Source organism: Amycolatopsis sp. (assembly GCF_025464955.1).
Classification (GTDB): Bacteria; Actinomycetota; Actinomycetes; order Mycobacteriales; family Pseudonocardiaceae; genus Amycolatopsis.
The window spans coordinates 25,632-41,960 of record NZ_JAODNM010000016.1 but is presented as its reverse complement, the minus strand read 5'-3'; the positions used below and the strand labels follow the sequence as shown (position 1 = coordinate 41,960).

The window sequence follows — 16,329 nt, the reverse complement described above, 5'->3', positions numbered from 1 at the left end:
GACGTGAAGGCCACCTTCATTGCGCAATCCGTTGTGAAGGTGGCCTTCACGTCCAGCAGCTTCAGGCCTCTTCGTAGTCTTCGTGGTCGGCGGGCGGGGTCCAGCTGCGGCCGGGGATGCCCCACTGGTTGTTCTTGAGCATGCGCTTCGCCTCGCGGGCGTGGCGGCCGATGAGGCGGTCGAGGTAGATGTACCCGTCCAGGTGATCCGTCTCGTGCTGCAGGCAGCGCGCGAAGTAGCCGGTGCCTTCGACCTCGACCGGGTTGCCCTCGACGTCGACGCCGGTCACCTTCGCCCAGGTCGCGCGGCCGGTCGGGTACGACTCGCCGGGGGCGGAGAGGCAGCCTTCCCAGTCGTCGTCGGGGTCCGGCATGGTCTCCGGGATCTCGGAGGTCTCGATCTTCGGGTTGATGACGAGGCCCTTGTGCCGGGCGCCGTCGTCGTCCGGGCAGTCGTAGACGAAGACCCGCAGGTCGAGGCCGATCTGGTTGGCCGCGAGGCCGACGCCCTCCGCCGCGTACATCGTCTCGAACATGTCTTCGGTCAGCGTGCGCAGTGCCGCGTCGAACTCGGTGATCTCGCGGGCGGGCTGATGCAGCACGGGGTCGCCGGCGATTCGGATGGCATGAACGGTCACGGGCGCCCATTTTAGTCAGACCTTTCTGGTAGACCAAGACGCGCCGGTCCAGATGCCCGCGGTGACCGCACCGCACGTGATGTAATGGCGCGTGCGGAATGACAACCGTGTGATTCGCCGACGCCCGATCGCCGCTGGAGCACGATCCTGATTGTGAGGAGTCAGATGGACGCCGCGGAGTCGAGGGCAGGGTCATCCGAGGATGCCCAGCCGTCCCCGCACGCACCGGCCGACGACCCGGCCGGAGGCCTCTCCGCCCGCGAGGTCGAGGTACTGGCCTTCGAGCGCCAGTGGTGGAAGTACTCCGGTGCCAAGGAGAAGGCGATCCGCGAGACGTTCGAGATGTCGTCGACGCGGTACTACCAGGTCCTGAATCAGCTGATCGACAAGCAGGAAGCTATGCAGGCGGATCCGATGCTCGTGAAGCGCCTGCGCAAGATGCGGGCCGTGCGGCAGCGCAACCGAGCGGCACGGCGTCTGGGGATTGAGTTGCCATGAGTGTGTTTTCCGGCCTCTCCCGACCGCTGAAGGCGGCTGGGGTGGCGTTGATCGCGGTGGCGGTGGCCGCGGCCGTCGTCGGCGGCATCACGGTGCTGAACAGCAGCAGTTCGAACGACAACGCCGCACCGGGCGGCCCGTCGTCGCCCCCGAGCAGCTCGTCCACGCCGTCGTCGAGCGCGTCATCTGCCGCGCCTCCGCCGGCGTCTTCGTCGAGTGTCCCGCCGTCGACCCCCTCGACCCCTTCGTCCACGGGGCAGGGCCAGCCTGGCCAGCCGGGTGGCACCGCGAGCCCGGGTCAGCCCGGCGCCGGCACGCAGGACCCGGCCAAGCTGGTGACCGTCCGGGTCTACAACAACAGCACGATCAAAGGCCTCGCCGCCCGTGCCGCCAACGACTTCCGCGCCCAGGGCTGGACGGTCGCCGACGTCAGCAACTACCCGGACGGCGTCATTCCGAAGACCACGGCCTACTACCGGCCGGGCACCGACGAGGAGACGGCCGCGAAGGCCCTCGCCGCAGCCTTCGGCATGGAGTCCGCCGCGCGGTTCGACGGCATTGCCGCGTCGAGCCCCGGCGTCATCGTGATCGTGACCAACAACTACCAGGCCGGCGGCAAGTCCGGCAGCTAGCGGCTCGTGAGTGTTCCGGCCGGTTCTAACCTGGTTCTAACCAGCCGGAACACTCACGAGCCGGCCACAGCCTCAGTCGGCCTGGCGGCCCTTGGCGTAGGCCTCGAGGGCCGCCAGCTGGGCCGGGTCCAGTGACGGCCGCACGGCGTCGCGGGCCTTGGCCAGGTGCGCGGCGGTCACGACGCTGGCCTCGAGTGATTCCCGCATCGCCGTCAGCGCACCTTCGCGGATGAGCGCGGCGCAGTCGGCGGCCGAGTAGCGATCCAAAGTGGACGCCAGCTCGTCGAGGTCGACGTCGTCGGCCAGCGGGGTGTTCTTCGAGGTCGCGCGCAGGATGTCCGCGCGGCCTTCCGCCGTGGGCGGTGGCACGTAGACGAGGCGCTCGAGCCTGCCCGGCCGCAGCAGCGCGGGGTCGACCAGTTCGGGCCGGTTGGTCGCGCCGAGCACGACGACCTCGCGCATCGGTTCGACGCCGTCGAGCTCGGTGAGCAGCGCGGCGACGACGCGGTCGGCCACGCCGGAGTCCGAAGACTGCCCGCGTCGAGGCGCGAGCGCGTCGATCTCGTCGAGGAAGATCAGGGACGGCGCGGCCTCGGCGGCGCGGCGGAACAGCTCGCGCACCGCGCGTTCGGACTCGCCGACCCACTTGTCCAGCAGCTCGGCGCCCTTGACGGCGAACACGTTGAGCGCGCCGGTCCCGGCCAGCGCCCTTACGAGGAACGTCTTGCCGCCGCCCGGCGGCCCGTAGAGCAGCACGCCTCGCGGCGGCGCGATACCCAGGCGCGCGAACGAATCCGGGTACCGCAGCGGCCAAAGCACGGCTTCGGTGAGCGACGCCTTGACGTCCGTCATGCCGCCGACGTCGTCGAGACCGAGCCCGCCGGTGGCCAGAACGTCCGAAGTGGACATCGAGATCGGCCGGACGGTGTCCAGCGCGTCGAGCAGGTCCTGTTGCGACACTCGGGGCTCACCGGCGTCGAGCTGCCGCAACGCCGCCCGCAGCGCAGCGTCGCGACGCAGGGCGACGAGGTCCGCGGCGACGAAGCCCGGGGTGCGTTCGGCGAGCACTCGGACATCCAGCCCCGGTTCCACCGGCACGTCCTTGAGCAGGATCTGCAGCAGCTCGGTCCGGACCTTGGCCTCCGGCAGCGGCAGCCCGAGCTCGCGGTCCAGCAGGTCCGCGCCACGCAGCCGGGGGTCGACCGACTCCGCCCGAGCCGTCGTGGCGACCAGTGCGAAGTCGCTGCGGCCCAATGCTTTGCGCAGCTCATCGAGGACGACGGTGGCGAGCGGGGGCGGCTGGCTCGACGGCAGCAGCACGTCGATATCGGTAATCAGCAGGACCGCCGCGCCGGGGCCGTTCCTGGCGTGTCCGATCGCGTCGCGCAGCCGTGACGCCGCCGCGTTGGGTTCCAGCACGGCGATGGTCGGGGCGGCGAGCGCAACCACCCGGACGTCTTCGGCCTTGGCGACCGCGCGGACCAGCGTGGCCTTGCCGACGCCTTCGGGCCCGGTGAGCAGCACCCCGAGACGTCCGGACGTGCCGAGCTTCGCGAGCAGCTCCGGACGGTGAAAGGCCAGGTCGAACCACTCGGACAGCTTGCGCGCCTGAGTCTGGGCACCGGCGAGATCGGCCAACAGCGGGACGTCCTCGACAGCGGCAGCGGCGTCGTCCACGTCGGCGTCCTCGACGATCTCCGCGTCGATGAAGTCGTCACCGGACGAGACGGGCGCGATGGTCACCACGGTCGTCCCGGTGCGGACCGGCGGCGCGGCCGGGGTCTCGCCGGTCCGGGCGCCGTCGCGCCAGCTGACCACAGTGGACTGTCCTACCGCGACCGGTCCGGCCGGATCGGCAGCGGTGACGGTGAGCAGCTCGTTGGTCCAGGTCATGCCGATCGCGCGGGACAGCTGGCCGCGGAGCGCGCCGACGTCGGAACCGGGCGGCGGGGCGAGGTCCTGCGGCAGCAACGACACCGCGTCGCCGACCGTCAGCACCTTGCCGATCAGCGCCAGCCGCAGCACATGCGGCGTCAGCGCGCTCGAGGCCAGTTTCGAGCCCGCGACCGTCACGGTGCGGGCGGCGGACACCTCCGCCGGGGCCACCACGATCTCGGAACCCTCGGTGACCCCCAGGTTCGACATCGTCACGTCGTCGGCGAGCACCACCCCCGGCACGGCTTCACCACCGGCGGGCGCGGCCAGCGCGGCGCTCACCCTGGCCCCGGTGAGATGCACCGCGTCCCAGGCCCGCAGGCCCAGCGCGTCGAGCACTTCGGGGTGGAGCCGGACGACCCCGCGGCGTGAATCCAGCGCGGATGGGGTGTGCCGGACGGTCAACGTGATCTGGGGATCGCTCACCCGACCACCCTATTGGTCATCGACCCCCGGCGTGCAGCCCCAGCGCCGGCGCCGCGCTTTTGCGCTTTTGTGGGGTCTCTTAGTTTCTAAGAGATCGCAACTCGACGGCGAGTTGCGATCCAGGGTGGTTACTTGCCGCGTTGGCGGAGGCCGATCTGGCGCCAGCTGCGACGGCGTTCGCCGCGCTCCTTGCCTTCGGCGGAGTACGTGCGGCGGGCGAGGTGCTGGTCGCTGTTGCGCGGCAGGCGGACGGCGCGCATGGCGGCTCCGGCGACACGGCGTCGCAGCGGCGGACGCAGGCCGAGGCGGCGCGGGCTGCGGGCCCGGCGGATCGCGCGGCGCTCGCGCGGCGGCACGGCCCAGGCTTCCGGGTGCCCAGCCAGCCAGCGGTTGCGGTACACCGCGTACGGGATGTGCGCGAGGTACAGCAGCAGCGCGATCCCCAGCGCGACGAACGGGTACAGGATGATCAGCGCGGCCAGCAGGCAGACGCCGACCAGCAGCGGCGCGATGGCCTTCGCCGGGGCGCGCACGGTCTTCAGCGACAGTGTCGGGATGCGGCTGATCAGCAACGCGGCGACGCCGATCGTCCAGATCCACACCGCGGCCCGTGACGACCACCAGCCCTGGCCGTACTCGATGGTGATGATCAGCGGCAGCAGCGCCAGCAGGCCGCCGGCCGGCGCCGGGACGCCGACGAAGAACTCGCCCGCGTACGGCGGTTGCTCGGTGTCGTCGAGGAAGGTGTTGAACCGCGCCAGCCGCAGGATCATGCAGACGGCGAACACCAGCGACACGATCCAGCTGATGTGCTGGGTGTCGACGTTCCAGATGTAGAGCACCAGCGCGGGCGCGACGCCGAACGAGATCGCGTCGGACAGCGAGTCGAGCTCGGCGCCCATCTTCGACGTCGCGTCGAGCAGCCGCGCGATGCGCCCGTCGAGGCTGTCGAGCACCGCGGCGATACCGATCGACCCGATCGCCATCGAATAGTTGCCGCTCAGCGCGAACTGGACCGCGGACAGCCCGGCGCACAGCGCGAGGACCGTGATGGCGTTGGGCAGTAGCCGCACGCCGGGCGTGGGGACACGCAGCATGTCCTCAGCCCTTCGGTAACGGCAGCTGGGCGATCGGGGTTTCGCCGCCGACCGTGCGTTGCCCCTTCGACACGAGCAGCTCGCTGCCCGGTGGCAGGTACAGGTCGACGCGGGAGCCGAAGCGGATCAGGCCGTACGTCGCCCCGGCGTCGACCTTCTCGCCCTCGGCGACCTGGCAGACGATCCGGCGCGCGATCAGCCCGGCGATCTGCACCACGACCAGCTCGTGGCCGTCCTCGGTGCGCAGCAGCACGGAATTGCGCTCGTTGTCTTCGCTGGCCTTGTCGAGGTCGGCGGAGAGGAACTTGCCAGGCCGGTAGGCGATCTTCTCGATCACGCCGTTCGCCGGGGTGCGCTGGACGTGCACGTCGAACACCGAGAGGAAGACGCTCACGCGCAGCCGCTGCTCGGCGGGAAGGCCGAGCTCGGGCGGCGGAGTGGCCTCCTCGATCAGTGACACCAGCCCGTCCGCGGAAGCGATCGCGAGACCGGCCCTGGTCGGGGCCACGCGCTTCGGCTCACGGAAGAACGCCGCCGTGGCGACGGTGGCCAGCGCGCCGACGACGCCGAGGCGCTTGGACGCCTTGCGCAGCAGCAGGGTCGCCGCGATCCCGCCGAACACGAACGGCCTACCTGCCGGATGCATCGGCGGCATGGTCTCGCGGGCGAGCTGGACGGCGTGCGCGAGCGGATTGCCGGTGGAGTCCGGCCTGGCGGCGCTCATGGTCTTCGGGTTCCCCGCAGTCGTGGGTAGTGGTGATGGCCGCACCAAGCTACCGCCAGCCGCGTCGAACCGGTGTGGCGGTTGGGTGATCCGCCCCATTACCCCGCGTGGGCGCTACCGCCAAGGGTGGAATAGGCCACAAAAAGGTAACGGAACGTCGAAAATCGCGATAACGCTGGGTAGTCACGTTTGTTGTCCACTTGAAGGAGGCGCCGATGCAAGCCTGTTCAACGGAGGCGGATCGCCTCGGTGAACTGCTTCGCGCCTGGCGGCAGGACATCCTCAGCGTGCCCGAACCGGCTATCGGCCTGGCTTGGTGGACGGGCCGGGTGCGTGTGTCTCCCCCGACGAGACACACGCACCCGGCCACGGGATCTGGCTGCTGAGAAGCGCCTACTTTAGTCGGAAAACCGCTCTTGATCACCGTTCGTCCGAGAAAAGTTACAAGCGGTCACGTGAGCGCTTGTTCCGGCCGCCGATGCCGACGGCGATCCGCACGACGGCCAGCAGGACGACAGCGCCGAGCACGGCGACGCCGAAGCTGGGGAAGTTGAATCCCCAGTCCTTCTGCTGCCCGGTGATCCACCGGTAGAGCAGGCCGCCCAGCGCCGCGCCGACCACCCCGACCAGGATGCTGACCAGGCAGCCCTGCCTGCGGCGATCGGAGCCGCCGACCACCAGGTTGGCCGCCCAGCCGGCAATGGCGCCGAAGACGATCCACGAAAGAACGCTCATGCGCCCAGCGTACGGCGACCCTGCGGAGCGGATGGACAAGACTCATTGCACAACAACTCTTGTGCATCTAACCTGAGGTGCATGGTCGAACGCGGCGTACGGGAAATCAAGGACTCGAAGGTGCTGGCGGCGATGTCGCATCCGCTGCGGCGGCGCCTGCTCGACGTGCTGAAGGTGCACGGCCCGTCGACGGTGAGCCTGCTGGCCGAGCGCACCGGGCAAGCCGTCGGCAACGTCAGCCATCACCTGAAAGTGCTGGCCGAGAGCGAACTCGTCGAAGAGGTGCCGGAGTTGGCGAAGGACCGGCGCGAGCACTGGTGGCAGCGGGTTTCGGCCGGGACGAGGTGGTCCACGCTGGACTTCCGCGACGATCCGGCGGCGTTCGCGGCCGAGTCCCTCGACATCGAGCACGACGCGAGCATGGCCAGGGCCTGGTTGGCCAACCGTGGCAGTTACCGCGACGAGTGGCTCGACTCGGCCTATCTCGTGGGGAGGTGGGTGCATCTTTCGCCTGGTGAACTGAACGAACTCGGACAGGAGCTCATCGCCCTGTATGCGCGCTTCGGTGACCGCGACAAGCTCGACGACGGTCAGGAGCGTGAGCCGGTCTACTTGTCGGCATTCGGTGCGCCTGGGCAGCCGTGACGACGACCCGCGTCGCTGGGCTCCTGGCCGGGCGTGACTTCCGGCGGCTCTGGATCGGCGAGACGACCAGCCTGCTCGGCAGCAGCGTCGCGAGTGTCGCGTTGCCGCTGGTCGCGGTCGTGACGTTGCAGGCGAGCACGTTCACTGTCGCCGTGCTGACCGCGACGGCCTGGCTGCCGTGGCTGCTGCTCGGCCTCCCGGCCGGCGCGTGGGTGGACAGGCTGCCGCAGCGCCCGGTGATGCTGGTCGCCGACGCCGCGTCGTTCACCGTATTCGTGAGTGTGCCGATCACCGCGTGGTTCGGGGTGCTGACCGTGGCGCAGTTGCTGGCCGCGGCTTTCCTCGGCGGCTGCGCGAAAGTCTTCTTCGGTACGGCCTACCGCTCGTACCTTCCGTCCCTTGTGGACAGCGAACAGCTGCCGGGCGCCAACGCGTGGTTGCAGGGCAGCGAGTCCACCGCCGACGTCGTCGGGCCGGGGATCGCCGGGCTGATCGCGCAAGCCTTCGGCGCGGTGTCCGGAGTGCTGGCCGACGCGCTCAGTTTCGTCGTTTCCGCGCTGTGCCTGCGTTCCCTGAGTACGAGCGGGGCTCGGCGCGGTGTCGGTCCGCGGCGGCGGCTTCGCAGCGAGATGGCCGACGGACTGAGGTTCGTCTTCGGTGATCCCTACTTGCGGGTGCTCGCGTGCTTCAGCGCCACGTCGAACATCGCACTGGCCGGGCTCAGCGCGATCGCGGTGGTGTTCCTCGTGCGTGACGTCGGCGTCTCGCCGGGTGCGGCCGGAATCACGCTCGCGCTCGGCCAGATCGGCGGTGTCGCGGCGGCGATGGTGTCCGGCAGGCTCGCCCGCCGTTTCGGCACCGCACGGACGATGGTGCTCAGCGAGGTCCTCGCCGCGCCGCTGCTGGGGCTGCTCGGGCTTACCCGGTCCGGCGCCGGGCTCGTGTTCTTCGTCGCCGGCATCTTCGCCATCGGCCTCGGGGTCTGCACGTCCAACATCCTCACGACGACGTTCCGCCAGCAGTACTGCCCGCCGGAGCTGCTTGGCCGGGTCACGTCGTGCACGGCTGTCGTCAACTACAGCATGATTCCGCTGGGCGGGGTGCTCGCCGGTGCCCTCGGCTCGGTGCTCGGCGTCCGCGAGACGATCTGGATCATGGCCGGCGTGCAGGTGCTGGCCGTCTGCATCCTGCTGGCCAGCCGCCTCCGCCCGCTTCGCGACTTCCCGAGTCGTTAGAGCAGCAAGACGTCGACCTCGTCGCCCTTGTCGACTTCGCTGACGCCTTCCGGCAGCTCGATCAGGCAGTTGGCCTGGGTGAACGCGGCGAGCAGGTGGGAACCGGGGCCGCCTCGCGGGCCGACGATGCCGGTGACCTGGCCTTCGGTCGGCGTGTAGAAGCCGCGCCGGAACTGGCGGCGGCCGGCGGGCGAGTTCATCGACTCCGTCAGCGTGGCGCGCACGCGGTGCCTGTCGACGTCGGTGTGGCCGAGCGCGGTCAGCAGCGCCGGCCGGACGAAGACCTCGAACGACACCAGCACGCTCACCGGGTTCCCGGGCAGGGTGATGACCGGCACCCCGTGCCAGCGCCCGAAGCCCTGCGGCCCGCCCGGCTGGATCGCGACTTTGCGGAACTCGACGCCCGCGCCGGTCAGGGCGTCCTTGACGACCTCGTACGCGCCCGCGCTGACGCCGCCGGAGGTGATCAGCAGGTCGGCGTCGGCGAGCTTCGGTACGAGCGCGGCGGAGAACTCGTCGACGTCGTCGACCACGCTGCGCACGATCTCGACCTCGCAGCCGAGCCCGCGGATCGCGGCGGCCAGCATGACCGCGTTCGACTCGTAGATCTGCCCGTGCCGCAACGGCTCCGGCGCGACGACCAGCTCCGAGCCGGTGGACGCGACGACCACCCTGAGCGGCCGATGGACACGCAGCTCGTCCAGCCCGCACGCGGCGGCCAGCCCCAGCTGAGCGTGTCCGAGCACGGTGCCGCGGGTCAGCGCGACGGTGCCCGCCACGACGTCCTCGCCGGTGTGCCGCAGGTGCGTGCCCGGCTCGGTCGCCGCGGTGATCCACACGTCCCAGCTGTCTTCGGTGCGGCTGGAGGTCGTGTCCTCGACCATCACCACGCTGTCCGCGCCGGGCGGCATCGGCGCGCCGGTCATGATCCGGTGCGCGGTGCCCGGCTCGAGGCCGGTGACGTCGAGGCGACCTGCGGGGATGTCGTTGGCGATCGGCAACTTGACGGGGTGCTCGACACTCGCGCCGGCGACGTCCTCGGCGCGTACGGCGAACCCGTCCATCGCGGAGTTGTCGAACGGCGGCAGCGATACCCCTGCCCGGACGTCCTCGGCGAGCACCAGCCCCGCGCAGTCGGCGAGCGGCAGTGCCACGGGCGGGGCGACGGGAAGCAGGGCGGTCACGGCTTGGCGGTGCTCATCGACGGAGATCACACCGACCATCCTGCCTGCCGGCCCCCGTCATGCGAGACTCTGGCCGCTTGACAGCGTTGTAAGGGGAGATTTCATGCAGGTGCAGACCAGGCACGCGCCGACCTTCGGGGTCGCGCGCGTGCTGCTGTCGCCAGGCGAGGCGGTCCAGGCTTTGGCGGACACGATGTTGGCGAGCAGTTTCGGGGTGGTGGAGACGCCACCGGCCCGTGGCGGCGTCCGGGCGCACGGCCGTGGCCTGCCCTCGGTGTTCAACGCCCCGGCGGAGGGCGGCTGGATCGACTTCGCGCCGTCCCACGCCGGTGACGTCTATCCGCTGGAGTTCGACGGCAAGACCGGCTGGTCCGTCGTGCCGAGCGCGATCCTCGTCCGGCCGCCGACGGTCCGGCCCGACCCGGGCTGGCAGCCGCTGAAGCAGCTCTTCGGCGGCGATGTCGGCTTTCTCGAGCACTACATCGGCATGGGCCAGCTCGTCCTCGCCGCCGCGGGACCCGTCGACGCCTTCGAGTTGGCGCCTGGCGAGCTCGTCACCGTTCGGCCGGACTTCCTGCTCGCGTACCCGGACTCCGTCCAGTGCCGCCTGCGTGCCGTGGACCCGTCCGGGCCCCAGTCCGTGCGCTCAGGGGACGGCCTCGCCCTCGACTTCGCCGGTCCGGGCACAGTCCTGGTGCAAGCGCGTAAACGCCGGATCGAAGCATCGAGCCGTGGCGCAAAGTGACATGAACGGACCTTTTCTCCCGTTTTCCCGAAGGAAAGGTCCGTTCATGTCACCCGCCGTGACCTCGGCCCGAAGACCGGGACACTGCCGCGCTCAATACCGGCACTTCGCGCCGCTGACTTTGTCCGTGGCGTTAGGCTGCGCTGCGTGACAGGCGATGTGTCGGGGGACCTCACCGGTCGCCGGCTGGGCAACTACCGGATCGACGGTGTGCTCGGCAAGGGCGGCATGAGTGTGACGTACAAAGCCACCGACGTGCGGCTGGGTCGCAAGGTGGCACTGAAGATCATCGGAGACCATCTCGGCGCGGACGCCGAGTTCCGCGAACGGTTCGTCGACGAGGCGCGCAACACCTCGGCGATCGACCATGCGAACGTCGTTCCGCTCTACGACTTCGGCGAGCTCGAAGGCATGCTCTACATCGCCATGCGCATGGTCGACGGCGGTGACCTCGCCAGCCTCATCGCCGACGGGCCGATCGCGCCCGTGCGCGCGTTGAACCTGCTCGACCAGGTCGCCGACGCACTGGACACACTGCACAACCGCGGGCTGGTGCACCTCGACGTCAAACCGGCGAACGTGCTGGTCACGAGCAAGGAAACGACCCGCGAGCACGTCTACCTCGCGGACTTCGGGCTGACTCGCCGCGGCGCCACCGGGCACCGCACCCGCGGTGGCGACTTCCTCGGCTCACCGACCTACGCCGCGCCTGAGCACCTGCGTGGGGAGCCGCTCGACGGTCGCACCGACCAGTACGCGCTGACCTGCGTCCTGTTCGCCTGCCTGACTGGCAGCCCGCCGTTCAAGGGCGACGTGCAGACCGTGATCAAGGGACATCTCAGCGGCGAACCGCCGTCGATCTCCCGCGTGGTCGCGCTGCCGAACGCCATCGACGAGGTCGTGCGCAAGGGGATGTCGAAGAGCCCCAAGGATCGCTACCCGAGCTGTGTGGAGATGGTCGCCGCGGCGCGCCGGGCGATGGGCCCGCTGGCCACGTCGGACAAACCGCCGGGGTCCGCGGGGGCGGCTCCGGCAGCGCAGCAGGGCCCGCCGCAGGGGGCGCCGGGACAACAGGGAGAAGGGGCCTCCATGCAGCCGTACGGGGGACAACAGCCAGGTCAGCCGCAGGGTCAACCGGGTCAGCAACCAGGTCAGCAGGGCCAGCCGGGATACGGTCACCAGGGCCAGCCACAGGGTCCGCCGCCGGGCTATGGCCAGCACCAGGGGATGCCGCCGCAGGGCCCGCCGTCCGGTTACGGGCCACCGCAGGGTCAGCAGCCCTACGGCCTGGGCACCCCGCCGCCTGGGATGCCGTCGTACCAGCAGGGTCCTCCCGGATACGGCCCGCCTGGGGATCCTGTGCGTCTGCGTCCGCCGGCTCCGGCGAGCAGCTCGACCACGTTCTCGCAGGGTTCGAAGCGCGGTGGCGGCCTCAAGTGGCTGTGGATCGGGCTCGGTGTGGTGGTGATCGCCGCGGTCGTCGTGGTGATCATCGTGCTGTCCAGCGGCGGCAAGTCGACCAACTCACCCGCACCGGTGATCCCGGTCGGCCCGAGCGGCCAGCAGAACGCGCCCTCGCAGTCGTCCGTGCAGGCCCCGCCGCCGTCGATCCACGTCGTTCCGTCGACCTGACCCGGCGGCGCTCTCACCAGCGCTGCTTGCACTCGACCCAGGAGAGTGCTAAACACGACTTGGCACTCGACACCGTCGAGTGCCAGGCGGGTGGTCGCCGATCACTCGCCTGAAGGTCGGGACGGTGAGGCTGGATCCGGGTTACCGGATCGGGTCGTCCGTCGCGGGCACCGAGCCTGGCCGAGGAAGTGTCCTGCCGCAGCGCGTAGCCGGATAGCCGGTTGCTGTCGTTCGTGGCGCTCAATATCGGAGGACCACACCCCAATGGCCAAACTGATCGCGTTCGACGAGGAAGCCCGCCGCGGTCTTGAGCGCGGCTTGAACATCCTCGCCGACACCGTCAAGGTGACGCTTGGCCCTCGCGGCCGCAACGTCGTGCTCGAGAAGAAGTGGGGCGCGCCGACAATCACCAACGACGGTGTCTCCATCGCCAAAGAGATCGAGCTTGACGACCCCTGGGAGAAGATCGGGGCCGAGCTCGTCAAGGAAGTTGCCAAGAAGACCGACGACGTCGCGGGTGACGGCACCACCACCGCCACCGTGCTCGCCCAGGCACTGGTCAAGGAAGGCCTGCGGAACGTTGCCGCCGGCGCCGACCCGATCAGCCTGAAGCGCGGCATCGAGAAGGCCGTCGAGGCCATCATCGAGCAGCTGCACAAGGCCGCCGTGCAGATCGAGACCAAGGAGCAGATCGCTGCTACCGCCTCGATCTCCGCTGCCGACACGACCATCGGCGAGCTCATCGCCGAAGCGCTCGACAAGGTCGGCAAGGAAGGCGTCGTCACCGTCGAGGAGAGCAACACCTTCGGCCTCGAGCTCGAGCTCACCGAGGGTATGCGCTTCGACAAGGGCTACGTGTCCGGTTACTTCGTGACCGACCCGGAGCGCCAGGAAGCCGAGCTGGAAGACCCGTACATCCTGCTCTACGGCTCCAAGATCTCCAACGTCAAGGACGTCCTGCCGCTGCTGGAGAAGGTCATCCAGTCCGGCAAGCCGCTCCTGATCATCGCCGAGGACGTCGAGGGCCAGGCTCTCGCCACCCTGATCGTCAACAAGATCCAGGGCACCTTCAAGTCCGTCGCCGTCAAGGCGCCGGGCTTCGGTGACCGCCGCAAGGCCATCCTGCAGGACATCGCGTTCCTCACCGGTGGCCAGGTCATCACCGAGGACGTCGGCCTCTCCCTGGAGAAGGCGGACCTCTCGCTGCTGGGCCGCGCGCGCAAGGCCGTCATCACCAAGGACGAGACCACCATCGTCGAGGGTGCGGGCGACGCCGACCAGATCCAGGGTCGCGTCAACCAGATCCGCGCCGAGATCGAGAACTCCGACTCGGACTACGACCGTGAGAAGCTCCAGGAGCGTCTCGCGAAGCTGGCCGGCGGCGTTGCCGTCATCAAGGCCGGCGCCGCCACCGAGGTGGAGCTCAAGGAGCGCAAGCACCGCATCGAGGACGCCGTGCGCAACGCCAAGGCCGCTGTTGAAGAGGGCATCGTCGCCGGTGGCGGCGTGGCTCTGCTCCAGGCTGCCGAGGCCGCGTTCATCGGTCTGAAGCTCGAGGGTGACGAGGCCACCGGTGCGAACATCGTTCGTATCGCGGTCGAGGCTCCGCTCAAGCAGATCGCCGTCAACGCCGGCCTCGAAGGCGGAGTTGTGGTGGAGAAGGTCAAGGGCCTGCCCCAGGGCCACGGCCTCAACGCCGCGACCGGTGTCTACGAGGACCTCCTCGCCGCCGGCATCCCGGACCCGACCAAGGTCACCCGGTCGGCGCTGCAGAACGCCGCGTCCATCGCGGCGCTGTTCCTGACCACCGAGGCTGTCGTCGCCGACAAGCCCGAGAAGGCCGGTGCGCCGCAGGGCGACCCGTCCGGCGGCATGGGCGGCATGGACTTCTGAGTCCAGCCCCCGGCTTCGGCCAGGTGTAGCCAAACAAGAAAGGCCCGGTCCGCTTCGGCGGTCCGGGCCTTTCTTCGTGTGTGCGCTTCTCGATCGCTCGCGGGCATTTCACGCACGTCCGAGGGCAGCCGGTGTTCAGTCCTCTTCCGGCACGAGGATCCAGGCGGCGGCGTAGATCGGCAGCGCGATGCCGGCGAAGATGCCTGCCACGAAGACGATCCGGACGAGGTTGGCGTCGACGCCGAGGTACTGGGCGATGCCGTCGCAGACGCCGAAGATCATCTTCTTGTCGCCCCGGGTGCGGCGGAGCTGCTTGACGGTGGTGGTGGCCTGCTCGGTGTTGGTCATGGCACCAGCTTGGCCGGTCGACGACCCTGGCCACATCAGGGAACGGCCCTGAGGAGACCCGGACTTTCGTCCCTGAGGCGGTGAAAACCAGATGCGCGGCGGTGGCCGGTGCACGTACAAAGAGCACATGAAACACGACAGCCCGGAGTTCGCCGCACTAGCCGAGCGGGGCATGATCCTGCGGTGCCAGGTCGGTTCCGGTCTGCACGGCACCGCCGTCGCCGGCCAGGACGACCGCGACGAGATGGGTATCTGCGTCGAGCCGCCCGAGTACGTCATCGGGCTGCGTCGGTTCGAGCAGTACATCTACCGCACACAACCCGAAGGTGTCCGCTCCGGGCCCGGTGACCTCGACCTGACCGTCTACTCGCTGCGCAAGTGGCTGCGGCTGGCGCTGGCCGGGAACCCGACCGTGCTGCTGCCGCTGTTCGTGCCGGACAACGAGATCGTCGAGATCACCGAACTCGGCCGCGAGCTGCTCGACAACGCGGACCGGATCGTTTCGCGCCAGGCGGGTCAACGGTTCCTCGGTTATTCGCGCGCGCAGCAGCAGCGCATGCTCGGGCTGCGCGGCGCGAGCACGAACCGGCCGGAACTGATCGAGAAGTACGGCTTCGACACGAAGTTCGCGATGCACATGGTGCGTCTCGGCGTCCAGGGCGTCGAGCTGCTCGAGACCGGTCGCATCTCGCTGCCCGTCGCCGAGCCGTGGCTGACCTGGTTGCGGGACCTGCGGCAGGGGCGGCACACGAAGGCGGAGGCGTTGGAGGCCGCGACCGGCTTGGAGCGCAAGCTCGAGAAGCTGATCGACTCGTCGCCGCTCCCCGTGCGACCGGACACCGAGTGGGCCGACTCCTGGCTCGTCCAGGCACACCAACGCTCCTGGACCCCCGCCTGACGCCTCGCACGTCCAGAGCGGGCACTTTTGTACTTTTGTGCCCTTGTTGAGCTTTCAACGAGGGCACTTTTGTGCAAAAGTGCCCCGCTTTAGAGGGCGCGGACGTGGGTGAGGCGGGTCAGCCAGCGTTCCCGGGTGACGTCGTCGGCCGCTGACATCGCGAAGAGGTCGGGCTCGGGGGCGGTCCGGGGGACGGGCAGGTAACCGTCCACAGGGGACAGCGTGTCAGTGCTGACGTCGTTGGTGAGCAACGAAAGCGTCCCGAGCCCACATGCGAAGTCGAGTACCGGAAGGGCGCCGGCGAGGGCGAGTCCGGCGGCGAGCCCGACGCTGGTTTCCAGCGCCGACGACACCACACACGGCAGCCCGCACGCCTCGGCGATCTCCAACGCGCGCCGCACCCCGCCGAGCGGCGCGACCTTCAGCACCGCGATGTCGGCGGCGCCGGCCACGGCGACCTTCATCGGGTCCTCGGCGCGGCGGATGGATTCGTCGGCGGCGATGCGCACGGCCACTCGGCGGCGGACCGCGGCCAGTTCCTCGATCGACACGCACGGCTGCTCGACGTACTCGAGCCCACGCGCCGCCGAGTCGAGCGCCTTGATGGCGTCCACCGCGGTGTCGACGTCCCACGCCATGTTGGCGTCCACGCGGATCGCCCCCGACGCGCCCAGCGCGTCACGCACCGCCGCGACACGCTCGCAGTCGTCGGCCAGTTTCGACCGCGGGTCGGCGACCTTCACCTTCGCGGTCCTGCAGCCTGAGGCCGACACCAGCTCGTACGCTCGCTCGGGTGAGACCACAGGCACGGTCGTGTTGATTTCGACACGCTCGCGGACCGGCGCCGGCCAGCCTTGCTCACTGGCCTCGACGGCCGAAGCCAGCCAAGGCGCGCTTTCGACGTCTGAGTAGTCCCAGAACGGGCTGAACTCACCCCAGCCGGTGACTCCCCGGAGTAGTACACCCTCACGCACAGTGATATTGCGGAACCGGTTTCGCATCGCGATGGCGTAGACGTCCATGTGCCGGATCATGCCATTGGAGCAGTCCTTGGAGAATCACGTG

General features: G+C 69.6%; 16 protein-coding genes. 8 read left to right on the top strand and 8 right to left on the bottom strand.

The genetic code is table 11. The features are described from left to right. Positions 1-61: 61 nt before the first annotated feature. Positions 62-637, bottom strand: a complete 576-nt coding sequence (locus JWQ81_RS02240) for a peptide deformylase (RefSeq protein ID WP_297537058.1) — start codon at positions 635-637, stop codon at positions 62-64. Between the two features lie 165 nt (positions 638-802). On the opposite strand from JWQ81_RS02240, the gene JWQ81_RS02235 reads away from it, so the two are divergent. After that, complete coding sequence (locus tag JWQ81_RS02235) at positions 803-1,135, top strand: DUF3263 domain-containing protein (protein ID WP_297537057.1); 333 nt, start codon at positions 803-805, stop codon at positions 1,133-1,135. Beyond that, positions 1,132-1,767, top strand: a complete 636-nt coding sequence (locus tag JWQ81_RS02230; RefSeq protein WP_297537056.1) for a LytR C-terminal domain-containing protein — start codon at positions 1,132-1,134, stop codon at positions 1,765-1,767. Before JWQ81_RS02235 ends, JWQ81_RS02230 begins: the two co-directional genes overlap by 4 nt. Before the next feature lie 72 nt (positions 1,768-1,839). Here JWQ81_RS02230 and JWQ81_RS02225 read toward each other — a convergent pair whose 3' ends face one another. The 4 genes from JWQ81_RS02225 to JWQ81_RS02210 all read right to left on the bottom strand — a co-directional run bounded on the left by JWQ81_RS02225 (position 1,840) and on the right by JWQ81_RS02210 (position 6,684). Further along, positions 1,840-4,128 carry an AAA family ATPase gene (locus JWQ81_RS02225; RefSeq protein WP_297537055.1) on the bottom strand — a complete coding sequence of 763 codons (2,289 nt, stop codon included), beginning with the start codon at positions 4,126-4,128 and terminating at the stop codon, positions 1,840-1,842. A 128-nt stretch (positions 4,129-4,256) separates the two neighbouring features. Continuing rightward, a complete protein-coding gene (gene pssA / locus JWQ81_RS02220) occupies positions 4,257-5,225 on the bottom strand; it encodes a CDP-diacylglycerol--serine O-phosphatidyltransferase (RefSeq protein WP_297537054.1) in 969 nt (322 codons plus the stop codon). 4 nt (positions 5,226-5,229) lie between these two features. Further along, complete coding sequence (locus tag JWQ81_RS02215; RefSeq protein ID WP_297537053.1) at positions 5,230-5,949, bottom strand: phosphatidylserine decarboxylase; 720 nt, start codon at positions 5,947-5,949, stop codon at positions 5,230-5,232. A gap of 441 nt (positions 5,950-6,390) precedes the next feature. After that, positions 6,391-6,684 (bottom strand): GlsB/YeaQ/YmgE family stress response membrane protein, encoded by a 294-nt coding sequence (locus tag JWQ81_RS02210; protein ID WP_297537052.1) that lies wholly within the window; start codon positions 6,682-6,684, stop codon positions 6,391-6,393. Positions 6,685-6,765: 81 nt separating this feature from the next. On the opposite strand from JWQ81_RS02210, the gene JWQ81_RS02205 reads away from it, so the two are divergent. Beyond that, complete coding sequence (locus JWQ81_RS02205; RefSeq protein WP_297537051.1) at positions 6,766-7,329, top strand: helix-turn-helix domain-containing protein; 564 nt, start codon at positions 6,766-6,768, stop codon at positions 7,327-7,329. Then, positions 7,326-8,564 carry an MFS transporter gene (locus tag JWQ81_RS02200; RefSeq protein WP_297537050.1) on the top strand — a complete coding sequence of 413 codons (1,239 nt, stop codon included), beginning with the start codon at positions 7,326-7,328 and terminating at the stop codon, positions 8,562-8,564. Before JWQ81_RS02205 ends, JWQ81_RS02200 begins: the two co-directional genes overlap by 4 nt. Here JWQ81_RS02200 and glp read toward each other — a convergent pair. Further along, positions 8,561-9,778, bottom strand: a complete 1,218-nt coding sequence (gene glp / locus JWQ81_RS02195; protein WP_297537049.1) for a gephyrin-like molybdotransferase Glp — start codon at positions 9,776-9,778, stop codon at positions 8,561-8,563. The genes JWQ81_RS02200 and glp overlap by 4 nt on opposite strands. A gap of 73 nt (positions 9,779-9,851) precedes the next feature. Between glp and JWQ81_RS02190 the strand changes: the two genes are divergently transcribed. The 3 genes from JWQ81_RS02190 (at position 9,852) to groL (ending at position 14,018) form a co-directional block, all read left to right on the top strand. Beyond that, positions 9,852-10,493, top strand: a complete 642-nt coding sequence (locus JWQ81_RS02190) for an AIM24 family protein (RefSeq protein WP_297537048.1) — start codon at positions 9,852-9,854, stop codon at positions 10,491-10,493. Positions 10,494-10,640: 147 nt separating this feature from the next. Further along, a complete protein-coding gene (locus JWQ81_RS02185; protein WP_297537047.1) occupies positions 10,641-12,125 on the top strand; it encodes a serine/threonine-protein kinase in 1,485 nt (494 codons plus the stop codon). 264 nt (positions 12,126-12,389) lie between these two features. Beyond that, positions 12,390-14,018 (top strand): chaperonin GroEL, encoded by a 1,629-nt coding sequence (groL, locus tag JWQ81_RS02180; protein ID WP_297537046.1) that lies wholly within the window; start codon positions 12,390-12,392, stop codon positions 14,016-14,018. A 135-nt stretch (positions 14,019-14,153) separates the two neighbouring features. On the opposite strand, the gene JWQ81_RS02175 is transcribed toward groL, so the two are convergent. Further along, positions 14,154-14,366, bottom strand: coding sequence for a PspC domain-containing protein (locus JWQ81_RS02175; RefSeq protein ID WP_297537045.1), 213 nt, complete (start codon positions 14,364-14,366; stop codon positions 14,154-14,156). A gap of 127 nt (positions 14,367-14,493) precedes the next feature. Here JWQ81_RS02175 and JWQ81_RS02170 point away from each other — a divergent pair, with 127 nt between their 5' ends. Further along, positions 14,494-15,264 carry a nucleotidyltransferase domain-containing protein gene (locus JWQ81_RS02170; RefSeq protein ID WP_297537044.1) on the top strand — a complete coding sequence of 257 codons (771 nt, stop codon included), beginning with the start codon at positions 14,494-14,496 and terminating at the stop codon, positions 15,262-15,264. Positions 15,265-15,353: 89 nt separating this feature from the next. On the opposite strand, the gene JWQ81_RS02165 is transcribed toward JWQ81_RS02170, so the two are convergent. Continuing rightward, positions 15,354-16,286 (bottom strand): o-succinylbenzoate synthase, encoded by a 933-nt coding sequence (locus JWQ81_RS02165; RefSeq protein WP_297537073.1) that lies wholly within the window; start codon positions 16,284-16,286, stop codon positions 15,354-15,356. Positions 16,287-16,329: the final 43 nt, after the last annotated feature.